The following is an 18,214-nucleotide window of genomic DNA, read 5'->3' as shown; positions in this document are numbered from 1 at the left end:
GCTGCACAGAGGGAAAACATCATGGCATTAGCATCTCCACTTGAATCCATCGAAAGCGCGGTGATCTGGCTGCTGGTGGTCTTTTCGGTCGCTACCTGGGGCCTGGCTTTATTGAAGGGTGTGCAGTTCGGTCGCCTGAAGGCCCAGGATCGCAAGTTCCACAAACAGTTCTGGGCGGCGTCGAGTCTCGATTCGGCGGCTGAATTGGCTGAGACCCAACCGGGTGCCGCCGCTCGTGTGGCCCAGGCCGGTTATGCCGCGATCCAGGTGGGCGACGCCACTCACGCTGCCGACTTGAGCCAGGCGATCAATCACCAGGACCGCCTCGAACGTGCCCTGCGCCAGCAGATCGTACGTGAGCGTCGCTCCCTGGAAACCGGCCTGGCGGTGGTCGCCAGTATCGGCAGCACCTCGCCGTTTATCGGCCTGTTCGGCACCGTGTGGGGGATCATGGAAGCGCTGAAGGGGATCAGCGCGGCCGGCTCTGCCAGCCTGGAAACCGTGGCGGGGCCGATTGGCGCGGCACTGGTGGCGACCGGTGTGGGGATCGCCGTCGCGGTGCCCGCAGTGCTGGTCTACAACTATTTCCTGCGCCGCCTGAAGCTGACGGCGGCAGACCTGGATGACTTTGCCCACGACTTCTATAGCCTGGCGCAGAAGAACTCATTTCGCGTGTTGCTGCACCCGGCACTGACCAAAGCCAGCGCCGGCCAGCCGCAAAAAGTCAAGGAGGCGTCCTGAGATGGCCTTCTCCACGCAAGACAGTGATGAGGTGCTGAGCGAGATCAACGTCACGCCGTTGGTAGACGTGATGCTGGTGCTGCTGGTGGTGTTTATCGTCACGGCACCGCTGTTGACCAACTCGATCCCGATCAACCTGCCCAAGACCCAGGCCGTGGCGCCGGTGGAGCAGAAAGACCCGCTGGTGGTAAGCATCGATGGCGCCGGCAAGTTGTTTATCAACAAGGACGAAATCCAGCCGGACCTGCTGGAATTCAACCTGCAGTCGGCCAAGGCCAAGGACCCCGATGTGCGGGTGCAACTGCAGGCTGACGATGGAGTGAACTACGGCGAAGTGGCGCGAGCCATGGCGTCGATCGAGCGCGCAGGGATTACCAAGTTGTCGGTGATCACCGCACGTTAGTTTCAACAAGCCTCGACAAGTTTTTGGCCGTTTCCTTGGCAGGGTGCGGCCTTTTTTTTTGCCTGCGATTCTGGCTGCACCGCTGTGCTCAAGGTGAAAAGAGGGAAAGCCCTCCCACATGTGTACCTCGTGCAGGTTTGTTTTTTTGGTTATTAATAAATAGCTTCTTATTCCTTAACGAATATAACCCCCGTCCCTATACTGGTCAGCAACGTTAAACGCTGCAGGAGGGCACACCCATGCACAGCGAGTCGATTCGTTATCTGATCGTGCCGGGCTGGCAAGGATCGCCAGAAGATCATTGGCAAACCCATTGGCAGCACAGCCTGCCCAACAGCGCACGGGTGGAACAGGCCGACTGGCTGACGCCGCGTCGCGAGGATTGGGTGGCCGCACTGGCCGAAGCCATTGCTGCCGACAGCACACCGGTGATCCTGATCGCCCATAGCCTGGGTTGCATCACCGTGGCCCACTGGGCCGCCACCGCACCCGTGCATTTCTTGCGTCAGGTACGCGGTGCCTTGCTGGTGGCCCCGGCGGATGTCGAGCGCCCAGCCTGTGCGCCCGCCCTGCGTAACTTCGCGCCGATTCCCACCGACCTGCTGCCGTTCCCCAGCCAGGTGGTCAGCTCCGACAATGACAGCGCCGTCAGTGCCCCCCGGGCCCTGGAGTTGGCGCGTCAGTGGGGCGCCGAAGCCGGCATCTTGTCGGGCGCAGGGCATATCAATGTGAAGTCCGGCCACCGCCGCTGGGAGCAGGGTTTCGCCTACCTCTATCGCCTGCAAAATCGCCTCGAGCACCATGCTCGGCGCAGTGCATAATATTTTTTCAACGCCCCGTCCCTGAGTGGATTGGGGCGGGAGCCTGCCATGAGTCATGAAACCTTCGGCCAGCCATTGCTGACCTTTCCCGACGCCGAAAAAAGCCCGTTGAGCATCCGCGCCAAGGCGCTGGTGTTTGTCGACCCGCGCTCACGGCAACTGCGTGAAGAGCTGGAAAGCCTCGCTCCGCGTGCCTTGCCCGTATTGATTCGTGGCGAGACCGGTAGCGGTAAAGAGCTGCTGGCGCGACATATTCATCGAGGCAGTGATCGCACGGGCTTGTTCGTATCGGTCAATTGCGGCGCGATCAGCCCCACTTACGCCGATGCCGAGTTGTTCGGTTATGCCGCCGGCAGCCACAGCGGCGCAGCGAGCAGCCGGGCTGGTTGGTTCGGCTCGGCCAATGGCGGCACCTTGTACCTGGACGAGATCGGCGATTTGCCGCTGCCGATCCAAGTGAAGTTGCTCGCGGCCTTGGAAAACCACGAAGTCACCCGCGTCGGAGCTCATCAGCCAAGCCCGGTGGATGTACGCCTGGTGGCCGCCACCAGCATCGACCTGGCCCAGGCTGTGGCCGTCGGCAAGTTTCATGAGCGTCTGTTTCATTACTTGAGTGAAGGGCAGTTGGAGCTGCCGGCGCTGCGCGAGCGGGTCGGGGATATTTTGTCGCTGTCTGAGTATTTTCTCGGTATCTACAGCCAGCGCCTTGACTTGCCCGTGCCGCTGATCAGCGACGCCGCCCAGCATGTGCTGGAACACCACACGTGGCCGGGCAATACCCGTGAACTGGAAAACGTCATTCACTTCGCCTTGCTGGTGAGCAGCGGCGATGAGATTTTGCCCGAGCATTTGAACCTGCCGGTGGCAGGTTCACCGCTGGAGCAGGTGCGACGGATCTATGCCAGTGCCAGCCCAGCCGAGCAGGAATCGCTGCGCAAATTCCTACATGAACAAAATGGAATATCAACGTGAATAAAAGATATTGTTCGGGAATAAAAAATCTAGGTATTGTCCCTTCCACGCCGCGATAGCACTTCGCTGGCACACCACAAAAAACGGTCGTCAGAGACGCCCCGGAATTTCGATAAGGACACTGCATGAAAAAGGTTCTGTTGTTTACCGCACTGGCGGCTGCCCTGACTGCCGGCTTCGCCCAGGCCAACGAGAAACTGGTGGTAGCCGCCACCCCGATCCCGCACGCCGAGATTCTCGAGCTGATCAAGCCGACCCTGGCCAAAGAAGGCGTGGACCTGGAAATCAAAGTCTTCACCGACTACGTGCAGCCTAACGTGCAAGTGGCTGAAAAACGCCTCGACGCCAACTACTTCCAGACCCTGCCGTACCTGGAAAACTTCAACAAGGGCAAGGGCACCAACCTGGTTACCGTGGTCGGTGTGCACGTTGAACCTTTCGGTGGTTACTCGAAAAAGATCAAGAATATTTCCGAGCTCAAGGATGGCGCCACCGTGGCTATTCCGAACGAGGGCTCCAACAGCGGCCGCGCCCTGTTGTTGCTGCAAAAGGCCGGTGTGATCACTCTGAAAGACCCGACCAACGCCTTGGCTACGCCGAAAGACATCGCCAGCAACCCGAAAAACCTGAAATTCAAAGAGCTGGAATCGGCCCTGCTGCCACGAGTGCTGGACCAGGTTGACCTCGACCTGATCAACACCAACTACGCCCTGGAAGCAGGCCTGAACCCGGCCAAGGACGCCCTGATCATCGAAGACGCCAAGTCGCCTTACGTGAACTTCCTGGTGGCTCGCCCGGACAACAAGGACAGCGACGCGATCCAGAAGCTGTCCAAGGCCCTGACCAGCCCGGAAGTCAAAGCCTTCATCGAGAAGAAGTACAACGGTGCGGTAGTGCCGGCGTTCTGATGTAACTCAAAACCCCCTTCAAGGTTTGAACGCCGACGGCTATTACAGCGTCGGCGTTTTTTTACGCCTGAACCTTGGAATGCGGTCAAAACTGTGGGAGCGGGCTTGCTCGCGAAAGCGGTCTACCAGTAACGGATGCGCTGACTGAGACACCGCTTTCGCGAGCAAGCCCGCTCCCACATTAGATTTGCGTAGGTTCACCTATTGGGTGAGTTGATCGCCCTGCGTAACGCCACCAACCATTTCACCAACTCCTGCGGATCAATCGGTTTCGCTTCGTTCATCGTTCATTCCCTCGAAACACAGACCCTTCAACCATAGCCTGCACCTGCCCACCCCGCGAATTCGGCGGTTATCTTTTTGGGTGATATCAATATGCTATTTAGGTATTTAAATTTTACTTTTTATACCTTTAAAGTTCGCGCTACCCGGCGTTACCCACGCCGGAACGGATTGCGCTCGCCGCCTTACCCCGCGGCGTCATGGACTCAAGATGACCTTCGATTTCGCATTTATCCTCAGCACCCTGCCGGCCTTTCTCAAGGCTGTGGGCGTGACGTTGCAAGTGGGCCTGATCGCCATTGCCACCTCCTTGCTGGTGGCGCTGATCAATGCCGCGCTGCTGGTGTTTCGCACGCCGTATCTGTCGCGCCTGGTGGCGCTGTACGTGGAGCTGGCGCGTAATACGCCGCTGTTGATCCAACTGTTTTTCGTCTACTTCGCGCTGCCGGCCCTGGGTTTGAATATCTCCGGGTTCTGGGCCGCGATTATCACCATGACCTTCCTTGGCGGCGCTTACCTCACCGAAGTGCTGCGCGCCGGGGTGGAAGCGGTGCCACTGGCGCAGATCGAGTCGGGCAAGTCCATCGGCCTGTCCGACTGGCAACTGCTGCGCCATGTGATCCTGCCCCAGGCCGGCATCCTCAGCCTGCCGGCGCTGTTCGCCAACTTTATCTTCCTGCTCAAGGAAACCACGGTGGTCTCCGCCGTGGCGGTGCCGGAGATTCTCTACACCACCAAGAGCTACATCGCTCTCTACTACAAGACCTACGAAATGCTCGCCGTGTTGACGTTGATTTGCGTGCTGCTGTTCCTGCCGTTGTCGCTGTTGCTCAGCCGCTTGGAAAGGAGGCTCCAGCATGGCCAGTTCGGGTCTTGAGTTGTTGTGGGTGTCGTTGCCGCAACTGGGCAAGGGCGCTGCGCAAACCCTGTCGATTTCTTTCTTGAGTATTGCGTTCAGCACCGTGGGCGGTGTGTTGTACGGCGTGCTACGTACCTTGAATAAGCGGCTGATCAACGCGGTGCTGCGGGTTTACCTGGAGCTGTTTCGCGCGATTCCGGTACTGGTGTGGTTGTACCTGCTGTTTTTCGGCTTGCCGATTTTCTTCGGCTTGAGTATTCCGAGCTTCTGGTGTGCGGTGCTGGTGCTGTCGTTGTGGGGCGCCAGTGAGGTCGGCGAAGTGGTGCGCGGCGCACTGCATTCGCTGCCCCGTGGCCAGCGCGAAGCAGGCTTGTCGATTGGCCTGTCCGACCCACAGTTGTACGGCTACGTGCTGCTGCCCCAGGCCCTCAAGCGCATGACCCCGCCGACCATCAACGTCTACACGCGCATCATCAAGACCAGCTCCCTGGCGGTGCTGATCGGCGTGGTGGATGTGATCAAGGTCGGTCAGCAAATCATCGAGCGCACCTACGAATCGGTATTGATCTACGGCGCGCTGTTCCTGTTTTTCTTCTTTATCTGCTACCCGTTGTCGGCCGCCTCCAAGGTGCTGGAACGGCGCTGGGCCCAAGCATGAGCGCATTGATCGAGTTCCAGGGTTTCAACAAATTCTTCGGCGAACAGCAGGTGCTCAAGGGCATCGACCTGAGTGTGCAAAGCGGCGAAGTAGTCGTGATCCTCGGCCCCAGTGGCTGTGGCAAAAGCACCTTGCTGCGTTGCCTCAACGGGCTGGAAGTCGCGCACAGCGGCAGCCTGCGTTTCGCCGGTAACGAGCTTTTGGACAAAAGCACCGACTGGCGCCAGGTACGCCAGGACATCGGCATGGTGTTCCAGAGCTACCACCTGTTCCCGCACATGAGTGTGCTCGACAACATCCTGCTCGGCCCGCTGAAGGTGCAAAAGCGCGACCCCCGTGAGGCCCGTGAGCAGGCAGAAAAACTCCTCGAGCGTGTGGGCCTGGCCGACAAGCGCGACGCCTTCCCACGCCAGCTCTCCGGCGGCCAGCAGCAACGCATCGCCATCGTCCGCTCGTTGTGCATGAACCCCCAGGTGATGCTGTTTGACGAAGTCACCGCCGCACTCGACCCGGAGATGGTCAAGGAGGTACTGGAGGTGATCCAGGGCCTGGCCCGCGATGGCATGACCCTGTTGATCGTCACCCACGAAATGGCCTTCGCCCGCGCCGTCGCCGACCGCGTGGTATTCATGGAGGCCGGTCGCATCCTCGAACACAACACCCCCGAGGCATTCTTTACGAACCCGCAGACCGCACGCGCGCAGCAGTTCCTGGAGAAGTTCTCCTTTGTTTCAACACTGCCCAAGAAAACCAAGGAACTGGAGCTGATATGAAAAAGTTACTGCTGCCACTGTTTGCCGTCGCCCTACTGGCCGGCTGCGATAAAAAGGCCGAAGAGCCCACCCAACCGGCGGCTGCCGCCGTAAGTTCCATCGATAAGATCAAGGCGCGGGACAAGCTGATCGTGGGTGTCTTCACCGACAAACCACCGTTCGGCTTTGTGAACGAAGCCGGTCGCTACGTCGGCTTCGATACCGACATCGGCCGACAATTTGCCAAGGACCTGCTGGGCGACGAAAACAAGGTTGAATTCGTTGCCGTGGAGCCGGCCAGCCGCATCCCATTCCTGCAAAGCGACAAGGTCGATTTGATCCTCGCCAACATGACCGTGACGCCTGAGCGCAAGGAAGCGGTGGACTTCACCAACCCCAACCTGAAAGTCGCGGTACAGGCCCTGGTGCCGAATGACGGCGCGGTAAAAAACCTGGATGACCTGGCGACCCGCACCACCATCGTCACCACTGGCACCACCGCCGACATCTGGCTGACCAAGAACCACCCGGACTGGAAGCTGCTCAAGTTCGAGAAAAACTCCGAGTCGCTGCAAGCGTTGTCGGCGGGTCGTGGTGACGCCTATGCCCAGGACAACCTGGTGCTGTTCAGCTGGGCCAAGCAGAACCCGGGCTACCGCGTGCTGGAAGAGAAACTTGGTGATGAAGCACCCATTGCCCCGGCGGTGAAGAAAGGCAATATCGAACTGCGCGACTGGGTGAATGCCGAGTTGGCGAAGCTGGGTGAGGAGAAGTTCTTGCTCAAGCTCTATGACCAATATGTGCGTAAAGAGCTGAGCGATGACACCAAGCCTGAGAGTGTGATTGTTGAAGGCGGGAAGTGGCAGGGCTGATTCCTGGTTCGTGTAGTGACTGAACTACCGCTTTCGCGAGCAAGCCCGCTCCCACATTTGACCGAGTTCCCTCTTTGGAATGCAGGCTAATGTGGGAGCGGGCTTGCTCGCGAAGAGGCCGGCACTGTCACCGCCTACTCCGGCCAATGCCAGGCGGGTGCATCCAGAATCCCTTGCCCAACTATCTGGGTCTCCCCCAACACCTTCTCCAACACAATCGAATTACACCCTTCATCCTGCTGCAACGCCGCAATCAAGCGACTGGCATGGGACACCACCCACACCTGGCAGTTATCCGACGCCTGGATAATCAAGCGCGCCAACGCTGGCAACAGGTCCGGATGCAGGCTGGTCTCGGGCTCGTTCAATACCATCATGGTCGGTGGCCGTGGCGTCAGCAGCGCGGCGATGAGCAGCAGATAGCGCAAGGTGCCGTCCGACAACTCCGCTGCCGACAAGGGGCGCAGCAGACCTTCCTGGTAAAACTCGATTGCAAAGCGTCCGCCCTGCAAGGGCTCGATGTTCAACCGTGCGCCGGGGAACGCATCGCCCACGGCGCGCTGCAACGCCTCGGGGTCGCCGATTTCGCGGATGGTCTGCAAGGCCGCGGCGAGGTCGCGGCCGTCGTGGTGCAGCACTGGCGTGCGCGTGCCCAATTGCGGTTGGCGCGCAGGCGCGTCTACGTCACTGCGAAAGTGGTCATAAAAGCGCCAGCCGCGAATGTTCTCCCGCAGCATCAACACCTCCGGCGAGCCTCGCAGGCTGCCCACCTGGTCGAACAGGCTGTGATAGGCGGGCGTGTGCTGGGCCAGGACATCCCAGCCACGACCGTCACGGGCCCGCACCATTGGGCCGGAGCGCTGCACGAGCAGGCTGGCGGGGCGATAGAGAGGGCCCGCCCAGATGCATTCCTTTTTCACCTCTGGGTCCAGCGAGAAATAACTGATGCCTGGCGAAGGCAGCCCCATGGAGATGGCGTAGCTGAAATCTTCCCCGGCAAAACCCAGCCGCAGGCGTTTGACGCTGTGGCGCGCAGTCGCCTGAATCGGCACATCGCCGTCACGCATGCGCCGGCTGATGGTCTCCGGCCCGGCCCAGAAGGTCGAATCCAGCCCGCCTTCACGGGCCAGGGCATTGATCACCCCACCCTGGGCGGTTTCCGCCAGCAGGCGCAGGGCGCGATACAGGTTGGACTTGCCGCTGCCATTGGGCCCGGTCACCAGATTCAACCGGTCCAGGGGCACCACCAATTTATTGATCGAGCGGTAATTGGCCACCGCGAGGGTTTTCAACATGTGCTTTTAGCCAGCGTGGGAACCATTGGAGTATGGGATCCTCCATGCAGATAAGGAACCCTGATCTAAGCTCACAGTCGCATACACACTTGCACATTGTGTCCCGCAAAAGGAGCCTGCATGGGCGGTCGCACTTCGATATTTATTTTCAGCCTTGGGCTCCTGGCGCTGCTCAGTGGCTGTGGCCAAGACAAAGCCGAGCCCAAGCAGCATTCCCGGGTGTTTGTGCAAACCGTGCAGTCAGCGGATTTTGCCGCGGCGGTAACGCTGACCGGGGATATCCAGGCGCGGGTGCAGACCGACCTGTCGTTTCGCGTGGGCGGCAAGATCATCCAGCGCATGGTGGACGTGGGCGACCGCGTGAGCGCCAAGCAAGTGCTGGCCAGGCTCGACCCCAAGGATTTGCAGACCAACGTCGATTCCGCCCAGGCCCAGGTCGTGGCCGAGCAGGCACGGGTCAAGCAGACCGCTGCGGCCTTTGTGCGCCAGGAAAAACTCCTGCCCAAAGGCTACACCAGCCGTAGCGAATACGACGCGGCCCAAGCCGCGTTGCGCAGCAGCCAAAGTGCCTTGGCCGCCGCCCAGGCGCAGTTGGCCAATGCCCGCGAACAGTTGGGCTACACCGCGTTGGTTGCCGATGCCCCAGGGATTATCACCGCGCGCCAGGCCGAAGTCGGCCAGGTGGTACAAGCCACCGTGCCGATCTTCAGCCTGGCCCGGGATGGTGAGCGCGACGCAGTGTTCAACGTCTATGAATCCCTGCTGGTGGAGCCGCCGCCGGATGCGCCAATCACTGTCAGCCTGCTGGATAACCCGAGCATCAAGGCGGTGGGCAAGGTCCGTGAAGTGACCCCAGCCGTGGCCGCCAATACCGGCACCCTCCAAGTGAAGATCGCCCTGCAAAGCCTGCCCAAAGGCATGGAGCTGGGGTCGGTAGTGAGCGCCACTGCCAATGGCCCGGCCAAGGCCAGCATCGAACTGCCTTGGTCGGCGTTGACCAAAGACCTCAGTGAACCTGCCGTGTGGCTGGTGGATGCCGACGGCAAGGCGCAACTGCATAAGGTCAGCGTGGCGCGTTACCTCACTGGCAAAGTGATTATTGGCGACGGCCTCAAGGGCGGTGAAAAGGTCGTGGTGGCCGGTGGGCAATTGCTGCACCCGGGCATGCAGGTCGAAATCGCCCAGCCAGGAGCCCAGCCATGAAGCACCTGACGGTTGTACTCGCTGCCAGCCTGCTGCTGATGGCCTGCTCCAAGGAAGAAACGCCGCCAGAACCGGTGCGCCCGGTGCTGTCCATGGAAGTGAAGGCTGAAGACCAGGAAAACCTCGGCCGCTTCGCTGGCACCATCCAGGCCCGCTATGAAAGCAACCTGGGGTTCCGTGTGTCCGGTCGCATCGCCCGCCGCGCCGTGGACGTGGGTGCCGAAGTGGAGAAGGGCGCGTTGCTTGCCGTACTCGACCCCACCGACCAGCAGAACCAGTTGCGCGCCGCCCAGGGCGACCTGGCTCGCGTGCAGGCGCAGTTCATCAACGCTCAGGCCAATGCGCGCCGGCAACAGGAGCTGTTCAACCGCGGTGTTGGCGCCCAGGCCCAACTGGATGTGGCCCAGACCGACCTGAAAACCACACAGGCGACCCTCGACCAGGCTCGTGCTTCGGTCAACCAAGCCAAGGATCAACTCAACTACGCCGAACTGCGCACCGATCACGCCGGCATCGTCACCGCCTGGAATGCCGAGGCCGGCCAGGTGGTCAGCGCCGGCCAGCAAGTGGTGACCCTGGCCCGCCCCGACATCAAGGAAGCAGTGATCGACTTGCCCGCCGGCCTGGCCGAGCGCCTGCCTGCGGATGTGGTGTTTCTGGTCGCCGGGCAACTTGACCCCAGCGTGCATACCACCGCCGTCGTGCGCGAGATCGAACCCCAGGCCCAAAGCGCCACGCGCACCCGCCGCGCGCGCCTGAGCCTGGCCGAAACACCGCCCGCGTTCCGCCTGGGCACGGCGATCAGCGTAACGTTGAGCACCGCCATCGCCCCACGCATCGAGCTGCCCCTGAGCGCGTTGCAGGAAGGCGACGGCAAGACCCGCATCTGGTTGCTCGACACACAGACCCAGACTGTACAGCCACGCGAGGTCACGGTGCTGAGCCGTAGCGCCAACAGTGTCTTGCTCAATGGCGGCGTCAAACCCGGCGAGCGTATTGTCACCGCCGGCGTGAACAGCCTGAAACCCGGGCAAAAAGTCAAAATCGACGAGGGCAGCCCGCGATGAAAGGGAGCTTCAACTTATCCGACTGGGCCCTCAAGCATCAGTCCTTCGTCTGGTACCTGATGTTCGTCGCGCTGCTGATGGGCGTGTTCTCGTACATGAACCTGGGCCGCGAGGAAGACCCCTCGTTCACCATCAAGACCATGGTCATCCAGACTCGCTGGCCGGGTGCGACCCAGGAAGAAACCCTCAAGCAGGTGACTGACCGCATCGAGAAAAAACTCGAAGAGCTGGACTCCCTCGACTACGTGAAAAGCTACACCCGACCGGGCGAGTCCACGGTATTCGTGTTCCTCAAGGACACCACCAGCGCCAAGGCCATCCCGGACATCTGGTACCAGGTACGCAAGAAGATCGACGACATTCGCGGCACCTTCCCCCAGGGCTTGCAGGGGCCGTCGTTCAACGATGAGTTCGGTGATGTGTTCGGCTCGGTGTACGCCTTTACCGGCGACGGCTTGTCGATGCGCCAATTGCGTGACTATGTGGAGCAGGTGCGCGCCGAGATTCGTGCGGTGCCAGGGCTGGGCAAGGTCGAGATGATCGGCCAGCAGGACGAAGTGATCTACCTGAATTTCTCCACGCGCAAGCTCGCGGCCTTGGGCATTGATCAGCGCCAAGTGGTGCAAAGCCTGCAATCGCAAAACGCCGTGACCCCCGCCGGGGTGATCGAGGCCGGGCCGGAGCGCATCTCCGTGCGCACCTCCGGGCAGTTCGCCTCGGAGAAAGACCTGGCCAACGTCAACCTGCGCCTCAATGACCGTTTCTACCGGTTGGCGGACATTGCTGATATCAGCCGTGGTTACGTCGATCCGGCGCGGCCGATGTTCCGTTTCAACGGCAAACCCGCCATTGGCTTGGCCATCGCCATGCAGAAGGGCGGCAATATCCAGTCGTTCGGCAAGGCCCTGCACCAACGCATGGACGAACTGACCGCCGACCTGCCGGTGGGCGTCGGCGTGCACAAGGTTTCCGACCAGGCCGAAGTGGTGGAAGAGGCCGTCGGCGGCTTTACCAGTGCGCTGTTCGAGGCGGTGATCATCGTGCTGGTGGTGAGTTTTATCAGCCTGGGTATGCGCGCGGGATTGGTGGTGGCGTGCTCGATTCCGCTGGTGCTGGCGCTGGTGTTCGTGTTCATGGAGTACAGCGGCATCACCATGCAGCGTGTGTCACTTGGCGCGTTGATCATCGCCCTCGGCTTGCTGGTGGATGACGCGATGATCACCGTAGAGATGATGATCACGCGCCTGGAAAAAGGCGAAACCAAGGAACAGGCGGCGACCTACGCCTACACCTCCACGGCGTTCCCGATGCTCACCGGCACCCTGGTGACTGTGGCCGGCTTCGTACCCATTGGCCTCAACGCCAGTTCGGCGGGTGAGTACACCTTTACGCTGTTCGCGGTGATCGCCGTGGCGATGCTGGTGTCGTGGGTGGTGGCGGTGCTGTTTGCGCCGGTGATCGGTGTGCATATCCTCAGCGCCAATGTGAAACCCCACAATGCCGAGCCGGGGCGCATTGGTCGTGCCTTCAACGGCGGCATGCTGTGGGCGATGCGCAACCGCTGGTGGGCCATCGGTATCACCGTGGGCCTGTTCGTGGCGTCGGTGTTTTCCATGCAATTTGTGCAGAACCAGTTCTTCCCGTCGTCGGATCGCCCGGAAATCCTCGTCGACCTCAACCTGCCGCAAAACGCCTCGATCAACGAGACGCGCAAAGCTGTCGACCGCCTTGAAGCGATCATCAAGGACGATCCGGATATAGCCCGTTGGAGTACCTATATCGGCCAGGGCGCGATCCGTTTTTACCTGCCGCTGGACCAGCAGTTGGAAAACCCGTACTACGCGCAGCTTGTCATTGTGAGTAAGGGCCTGGAAGAGCGCGGTGCCTTGATCGCCCGTCTGCAACAGCGCCTGCGCGATGATTTTGTCGGCATCGGCAGCTACGTGCAGCCGCTGGAAATGGGCCCGCCAGTGGGGCGGCCGATTCAGTACCGTGTGTCGGGCAAAGATATTGATCAGGTACGCAAGCACGCCATTGAGCTGGCAACCTTGCTCGACCAGAACACCCACTTGGGCGAGATCATCTACGACTGGAACGAACCGGGCAAAGTGCTGCGTGTCGATATCGCCCAGGACAAGGCGCGGCAACTGGGGCTGTCGTCGGAAGACGTGGCGCAATTGATGAACAGCGTGGTCAGCGGCGCCTCGGTGACCCAGGTGCACGATGATATCTACCTGATCAACGTGGTCGGCCGCGCCGAGGATGCCGAACGCGGCACCCCGGAGACCTTGCAGAACCTGCAGATCGTCACGCCCAACGGCACCTCGATTCCGCTGCTGGCATTCGCCACTGTGCGTTACGAACTGGAGCAGCCGCTGGTGTGGCGCCGCGATCGCAAACCGACGATTACCGTCAAGGCGGCGGTGCGCGATGAAATGCAGCCGACGGACTTGGTCAAGCAACTGGCACCGACCATCGAGCAATTCGGCGCTGACTTGCCAGTGGGCTACAAAGTCGCCACTGGCGGCACTGTGGAAGAAAGCGGCAAGGCCCAGGGGCCTATCGCCAAGGTGGTGCCGTTGATGCTGTTCCTGATGGCCACTTTCCTGATGATCCAGTTGCACAGCGTGCAGAAGATGTTCCTGGTGGCGAGCGTCGCGCCGCTGGGCCTCATCGGCGTGGTGCTGGCGTTGATTCCCACGGGCACACCCATGGGCTTTGTCGCGATCCTGGGTATCTTGGCGCTCATCGGCATCATCATCCGCAACTCGGTGATTCTGGTGACGCAGATCCACGAGTATGAAGTGGCTGGCTACACGCCGTGGGATGCGGTGGTGGAAGCCACCGAGCACCGCCGCCGGCCGATCCTGCTCACGGCTGCCGCAGCGAGCCTGGGCATGATCCCCATTGCCCGCGAAGTGTTCTGGGGGCCGATGGCCTACGCGATGATTGGCGGGATTATCATTGCGACGTTGCTGACGCTGCTGTTTTTGCCGGCCCTGTACGTAGCCTGGTACAAGATTCGTGAGCCGGAAAAACAATAGACCTGACCATCGGTGCCTTCTTGCAAGGATGTAAGAAGGTTCCTGGAAACACTTTCCCTACAGTCGACCGGTGTTAAGTGTTTTACCCTCCGGGCCTGATCTTGTTTGGAAGGCCCACGTCATGCGCCGCTTAGTGCTGGTTTTTTGCCTGTTGCTGTCTCCTCAACTCTTCGCCGGCACCGTGCTGGAAAATGCGCGGTGGCGCGTCGAACTCGACCCCGCCACGTTGGCGCTGCGCGTTACGCCCGCGGGCGAGGCCTCGGTGCAAGCCTCCAGCGGTGTGGCCGCACACGCCGTCGCCGATATGCAGGCCGATGCTGAACAGGCCTCTTGGCAATGGGACACCGGCGCCTACCACCTGACCGCCCGCCTTGAGCAGAGCGACCTCGCCCTGACCATCAACGCACGCGATCCGGGTGAGTTGCCCCTGTTACACCAACCTGCCGAGGCCATGGGCCAAGGCTTGATCTGGCCCTTGGCCGAAGGGCATTACGTGCCCGCCGGCAACGGCGTATGGAAGACCTTTTTGCTGGAGCAGGGCGAGGTCAACACCACGCAGGACCTCAGCCTGCCGCTATGGGGCGTGGATCACGGCAACTTTACCTTGAACTGGCTGCTGACCAACCCTTACAACAGCCGCTTGGAGTGGTCGGCCGACGGTGAAGGGCTGGCGCTTTCCTTGGCCCATGAATTCACCCGCCTCGAGCCTTCGGCGCCGATGACCTTGCGTCTGCACTTGGGCGCCGCCGACCCATTGGCCGGGGCTAAACGTTATCGTCAATGGTTAGTGGAGCAAGGGCGTTATGAGCCGTTGCTGGACAAGCTGCGCCAAACACCAGAGGCTGAAAAACTGCTGGGTGCCAGCCATGTCTACCTGTGGGGCAATGACCTGTTGGGGCTGGATGATGTGCGCGACTGGCCGCTGCTGTTGAAGTTGCTGCGCGGCCATGAACTCATGGGTTTGCTGGACAAAGAGGCAGCGCAGGTGCTGGCTCGAACTGGCACGTTGGACCGCTATCAAAAGACCGTGCTGTTGCGCGGCGTCAACTCGGCGATCAACAAAAAAGCCCGGCAAACCTGGCAGGCCACTGACGAGCCGGACATGCTCAAACTTGCCGAGGGTTATGGCGCATTGCGTCATAAACTGGCCACAGCGTTTGCCGGCGCCTTGCGTGACAACCCCGAAACCTGGGGCAGTACCCTGTCGGCCAAGACCCTCAAGTCGCTGCAAGACGCTGGGCTCCCGCGTCTGCTACTGACCCTGGGTGAAGGGTGGGAAGGTGGCCTCTGGCACCCCGAAGCGATTCAGGCGGGCGTCAACGCCGGCTACCTGATGGCGCCGTACGATTCCTATGAAACCGCGTTATCCACCACTGAAAACCCGGACTGGACCACTGCTCACCTTGGCGCCAAAGCCTATCGTGACTGCGCCATCGTGTTGAAAAACGGCACGCTCAAGACGGGTTTCCAGCAATCGGGCCACTACACCGACCCACGCTGCGTACGGCCACTGCTGGAGGCGCGAACCAAGGCAGTGCAAGCCAGGGCTGGGTTCAATGCGTGGTTCCTCGATGCCTACGCCACCAGCATGGTCTTCGACAGCTACCGTGACGGCGCCGCAATGACCCAGGCGCAAAACGCCGAAGGCAATATCGACGCTTCCCGCTGGCTCAACAGCGTACTCAAGCTGCCGGCGGGTTCCGAAGACGGCAACGCGATCACCGCTCAAGGCATCCTGTTCGCCCACGGTATGCAGACCCCAGTAATTGGCTGGGGCGACCATCAAATGACCAAGGACAAGCAGTCGCCCTATTACGTCGGCAACTGGTACCCGCCGGAGCAACCGACGGTGTTTTTCAAACCTGTGCCATTGAAAGAGCCGTTTCGCACGGTGTATTTCGAGCCGAGCATGCGCCTGCCGTTGTACCAGGCGGTGTTCCACGGTTCGGTCATCACCACCCACCATTGGCTGTTCGATAGCCTGAAATTGAGCAATGTGCAGGTTGAGAATGAGTTGACCCAACTGCTCTATAACGTGCCGCCGCTGTATCACCTCAGCGCTGCGACACTCAAGCAGCGTTTGCCGGTGATTCAACGCCAGGACCGGTTTTTCCGGCCGCTGCATCAGCGCTTGGCGACCCAGGCAATGACTGATTTTCGCTGGCTGACAGCGGACAAACAGGTGCAGGAAACCACCTTTGCCGACGGGACACGGTTGGTGGCGAATTTTTCGGCTGGGGAAAAACACGGGTATGCCGGGCACAGCGTGACGGCGTTGGTGGCGGGTGAAAAACCGGTGGTGTACCAGATGGATTAGTCGTGCCGGTGAGGCCTTCGCGAGCAAGCCCGCTCCCACATTTGGAATGCGTTCCCCTGTGGGAGCGGGCTTGCTCGCGAAGACGTCAGCCCAAACAACGCAGGTCTAAAGTTTGCGCCACACACTCGCCAACCAAGGCTGCTGCTCCCGCGGCAACCCAGCAGGCCGGTAGTAATGCTCCAGCTCTTCAAACCCCGCTTCAGTCAGCAGCGCCCGCCACGCCTGCAGGTCGTGATAGGCCCCATACCGTGGCCCATTCCAGCCTTCCTGGTTTTCGCCCCGAGGGTTGGAGCTGAACAGCACGCCCCCGGGCTTCAACGTGCCATGCAGTTGTTTGAGAATGCGCGGCAGTTCCTGCTTGGGAATATGAAACAGCACCGCATTGGCAAACACCCCATCGAAGCGCTCGGCGGGCAGGTCCAGCTTGAGAAAATCCTGCTGCAACACCTCACAGCCGCTGTCCTCCCGCGCCATTTGCGCGAAACGCTCAGAGCCATCGAGCCCCACGGCGATATGCCCCATGCGCGTGAAGGTCTGCAAATCCCGGCCCGGCCCGCAACCGAAATCCAGCACGGTAAAGGGCGCCGAGCTCTGGATATGCCGCAGCAGCGCGTCGATGTTCTGGCTCACATCGTGATCGCGGGTGCCGTCACGGAAGTCTTCGGCCACTTTGTTGTAATGGCCGAGGGTGGTGGCGGTGATTTGGTCGAGGTCGTCGGGGGCGAGTTTCATGGCGTGGCGCACCGCTGCGGTTGAGGTCGTCGGACTATACCTCAGGGCGCATCTCATGCCGTTGAAAGACGTGTAATCGGTGTAGGGTCTTTCATGGTGTTTGTCCCGTGGATATCTGACATACCGCGTTGCCAGACTCTGGGTAACATTCGGCCCTTAATTAATTAAAGAGGGCTGTAAATCCATGGAAGAGGAAAATCGTCCACTCGCAGGTAAGAAAGTCACTGCGAACAAGGTGGACCAATACGCCACGAAATTGAGCAACGGGCTGCTGTGGCTCAATGAGCGAGCCTGGCCACTGACGGTGGGGATCCTGTCGGTGGCGGGCTTGTATTTGTACCAGTACATCCAGGTTGAAAAGGTACCCCTGAGTATCTTGTCGGCGGCCGCGTTCACCGCATTGCCGGCCATGTTCGCCATGTTGGTGTTCGTGATCGGCATGATGGGCGCGTCGATCCTGATCCCCACGTTCATCTTGTTCAAGCGCTTGAACAGCACAGGCGTGCGCCTCAGTGATCAACTCAATCTAAGCCCGCTGTCGCCGCAAGTGACGGCCCAACACCGACGGTTATTGCTGCACTGGGCTGCCAGCCTGGTCGTCATGGGTATCTTCTGGATGTCCGCCGTGTACCTGTCGGTGAACGCCGAAAGTGGACCCTTGCTGACCATCAGCTGGATCGTGGCGATCGTGGTGGCGGTACTGGCCTATGTCGGCATCATCATTCGTGCCCGTCCCGCCCAGGTTGCACTGCGTGACCTGTCCGGCGAATTCTGGCTGGCCAGTGTCGGTGCCGGGGTCGTTCAGATGCTGGTGATCCTGATGGTGACGGTGCCGGTCTCCCGCGCCTTCCGCGAGTATTCCGACAGTGCAGTGCTCTTTGCACCGTTCATGTTTGCCGAACTGGTCGTGCTGTTCCTTGTCCAGGGGTGTGGCGCCTGTCTGGTGGTGTGCATGCGGGATCACAAGAACCCGGTTGCGTTCGCGTCACTGGCGGCCTTTGCGCTTATAGTTTTCCTGGGGCTGATCCCCTCGAGCGGGTCGAAATTGGGTGGGTTGCCGCTGCAAGGTTCCGCTTCGGGAGGGCGCGTTTGTACGCTGATGACCTGGACCGGTGAGGCCAAGGTTCCCCGCGTGCTGGTGGACGCCGATAACCCGCAGCGCAGCGTCAAGCTGCGGGTAATGGCCGACTCAGACGGCAGCTATATCGTGCGACCCTGGCAGGCCAAGGAAAAAACCATCACCTTCGTGCCACACGCCAGCGTCGCCCAGTTGGATGAGTGCCCGTGA

General features: G+C 60.7%; 16 protein-coding genes. 14 read left to right on the top strand and 2 right to left on the bottom strand.

The genetic code is table 11. The annotated features are described in order from the left end of the window. Window positions 1–18: 18 nt before the first annotated feature. The 9 genes from JFT66_RS18465 (at window position 19) to JFT66_RS18425 (ending at window position 7,268) form a co-directional block, all read left to right on the top strand. Window positions 19–741, top strand: coding sequence for a MotA/TolQ/ExbB proton channel family protein (locus tag JFT66_RS18465; RefSeq protein WP_152612311.1), 723 nt, complete (start codon window positions 19–21; stop codon window positions 739–741). 1 nt (window position 742) lies between these two features. Next, the gene (locus tag JFT66_RS18460) at window positions 743–1,144 is read left to right on the top strand and encodes an ExbD/TolR family protein (RefSeq protein WP_005783751.1); all 402 of its coding nucleotides are present in this window, start codon (window positions 743–745) and stop codon (window positions 1,142–1,144) included. Between the two features lie 239 nt (window positions 1,145–1,383). Continuing rightward, window positions 1,384–1,965, top strand: a complete 582-nt coding sequence (locus JFT66_RS18455) for an alpha/beta hydrolase (RefSeq protein WP_153838589.1) — start codon at window positions 1,384–1,386, stop codon at window positions 1,963–1,965. Between the two features lie 48 nt (window positions 1,966–2,013). Next, complete coding sequence (locus JFT66_RS18450; RefSeq protein ID WP_034117198.1) at window positions 2,014–2,937, top strand: sigma 54-interacting transcriptional regulator; 924 nt, start codon at window positions 2,014–2,016, stop codon at window positions 2,935–2,937. Window positions 2,938–3,062: 125 nt separating this feature from the next. Beyond that, a complete protein-coding gene (locus JFT66_RS18445) occupies window positions 3,063–3,845 on the top strand; it encodes a MetQ/NlpA family ABC transporter substrate-binding protein (protein WP_034117199.1) in 783 nt (260 codons plus the stop codon). A 493-nt stretch (window positions 3,846–4,338) separates the two neighbouring features. Next, window positions 4,339–5,004 (top strand): amino acid ABC transporter permease, encoded by a 666-nt coding sequence (locus JFT66_RS18440; protein WP_057725386.1) that lies wholly within the window; start codon window positions 4,339–4,341, stop codon window positions 5,002–5,004. After that, complete coding sequence (locus JFT66_RS18435; protein ID WP_034117201.1) at window positions 4,985–5,644, top strand: amino acid ABC transporter permease; 660 nt, start codon at window positions 4,985–4,987, stop codon at window positions 5,642–5,644. Before JFT66_RS18440 ends, JFT66_RS18435 begins: the two co-directional genes overlap by 20 nt. Continuing rightward, window positions 5,641–6,417, top strand: coding sequence for an amino acid ABC transporter ATP-binding protein (locus JFT66_RS18430; protein WP_034117202.1), 777 nt, complete (start codon window positions 5,641–5,643; stop codon window positions 6,415–6,417). The genes JFT66_RS18435 and JFT66_RS18430 overlap by 4 nt, the downstream gene beginning before the upstream one ends. Continuing rightward, a complete protein-coding gene (locus JFT66_RS18425) occupies window positions 6,414–7,268 on the top strand; it encodes a transporter substrate-binding domain-containing protein (RefSeq protein ID WP_198859822.1) in 855 nt (284 codons plus the stop codon). Before JFT66_RS18430 ends, JFT66_RS18425 begins: the two co-directional genes overlap by 4 nt. 134 nt (window positions 7,269–7,402) lie before the next feature. On the opposite strand, the gene JFT66_RS18420 is transcribed toward JFT66_RS18425, so the two are convergent. Further along, window positions 7,403–8,563, bottom strand: a complete 1,161-nt coding sequence (locus tag JFT66_RS18420) for an AAA family ATPase (protein WP_034117204.1) — start codon at window positions 8,561–8,563, stop codon at window positions 7,403–7,405. Window positions 8,564–8,683: 120 nt separating this feature from the next. Here JFT66_RS18420 and JFT66_RS18415 point away from each other — a divergent pair, with 120 nt between their 5' ends. The 4 genes from JFT66_RS18415 (at window position 8,684) to JFT66_RS18400 (ending at window position 16,194) form a co-directional block, all read left to right on the top strand. Beyond that, complete coding sequence (locus JFT66_RS18415) at window positions 8,684–9,766, top strand: efflux RND transporter periplasmic adaptor subunit (RefSeq protein WP_198859821.1); 1,083 nt, start codon at window positions 8,684–8,686, stop codon at window positions 9,764–9,766. Continuing rightward, window positions 9,763–10,833, top strand: coding sequence for an efflux RND transporter periplasmic adaptor subunit (locus JFT66_RS18410; protein WP_198859820.1), 1,071 nt, complete (start codon window positions 9,763–9,765; stop codon window positions 10,831–10,833). The genes JFT66_RS18415 and JFT66_RS18410 overlap by 4 nt, the downstream gene beginning before the upstream one ends. Continuing rightward, entirely contained in the window at window positions 10,830–13,877 is a 3,048-nt protein-coding gene (locus JFT66_RS18405) for an efflux RND transporter permease subunit (protein ID WP_198859819.1), read from the top strand. Before JFT66_RS18410 ends, JFT66_RS18405 begins: the two co-directional genes overlap by 4 nt. Window positions 13,878–13,998: 121 nt before the next feature. Further along, window positions 13,999–16,194, top strand: a complete 2,196-nt coding sequence (locus JFT66_RS18400) for a glycoside hydrolase (RefSeq protein WP_198859818.1) — start codon at window positions 13,999–14,001, stop codon at window positions 16,192–16,194. 105 nt (window positions 16,195–16,299) lie between these two features. On the opposite strand, the gene JFT66_RS18395 is transcribed toward JFT66_RS18400, so the two are convergent. Beyond that, window positions 16,300–16,926 (bottom strand): class I SAM-dependent methyltransferase, encoded by a 627-nt coding sequence (locus tag JFT66_RS18395; protein WP_034117210.1) that lies wholly within the window; start codon window positions 16,924–16,926, stop codon window positions 16,300–16,302. Window positions 16,927–17,110: 184 nt separating this feature from the next. Between JFT66_RS18395 and JFT66_RS18390 the strand changes: the two genes are divergently transcribed. Further along, window positions 17,111–18,214, top strand: a complete 1,104-nt coding sequence (locus JFT66_RS18390) for a hypothetical protein (protein WP_034117211.1) — start codon at window positions 17,111–17,113, stop codon at window positions 18,212–18,214.

This window comes from Pseudomonas sp. MF6755 (genome assembly GCF_016405635.1).
Lineage (GTDB): Bacteria > Pseudomonadota > Gammaproteobacteria > Pseudomonadales > Pseudomonadaceae > Aquipseudomonas > Aquipseudomonas haemolytica.
The sequence above is the reverse complement of the archived record's forward strand: the minus strand, read 5'-3'. Positions and strand labels throughout refer to the sequence as shown.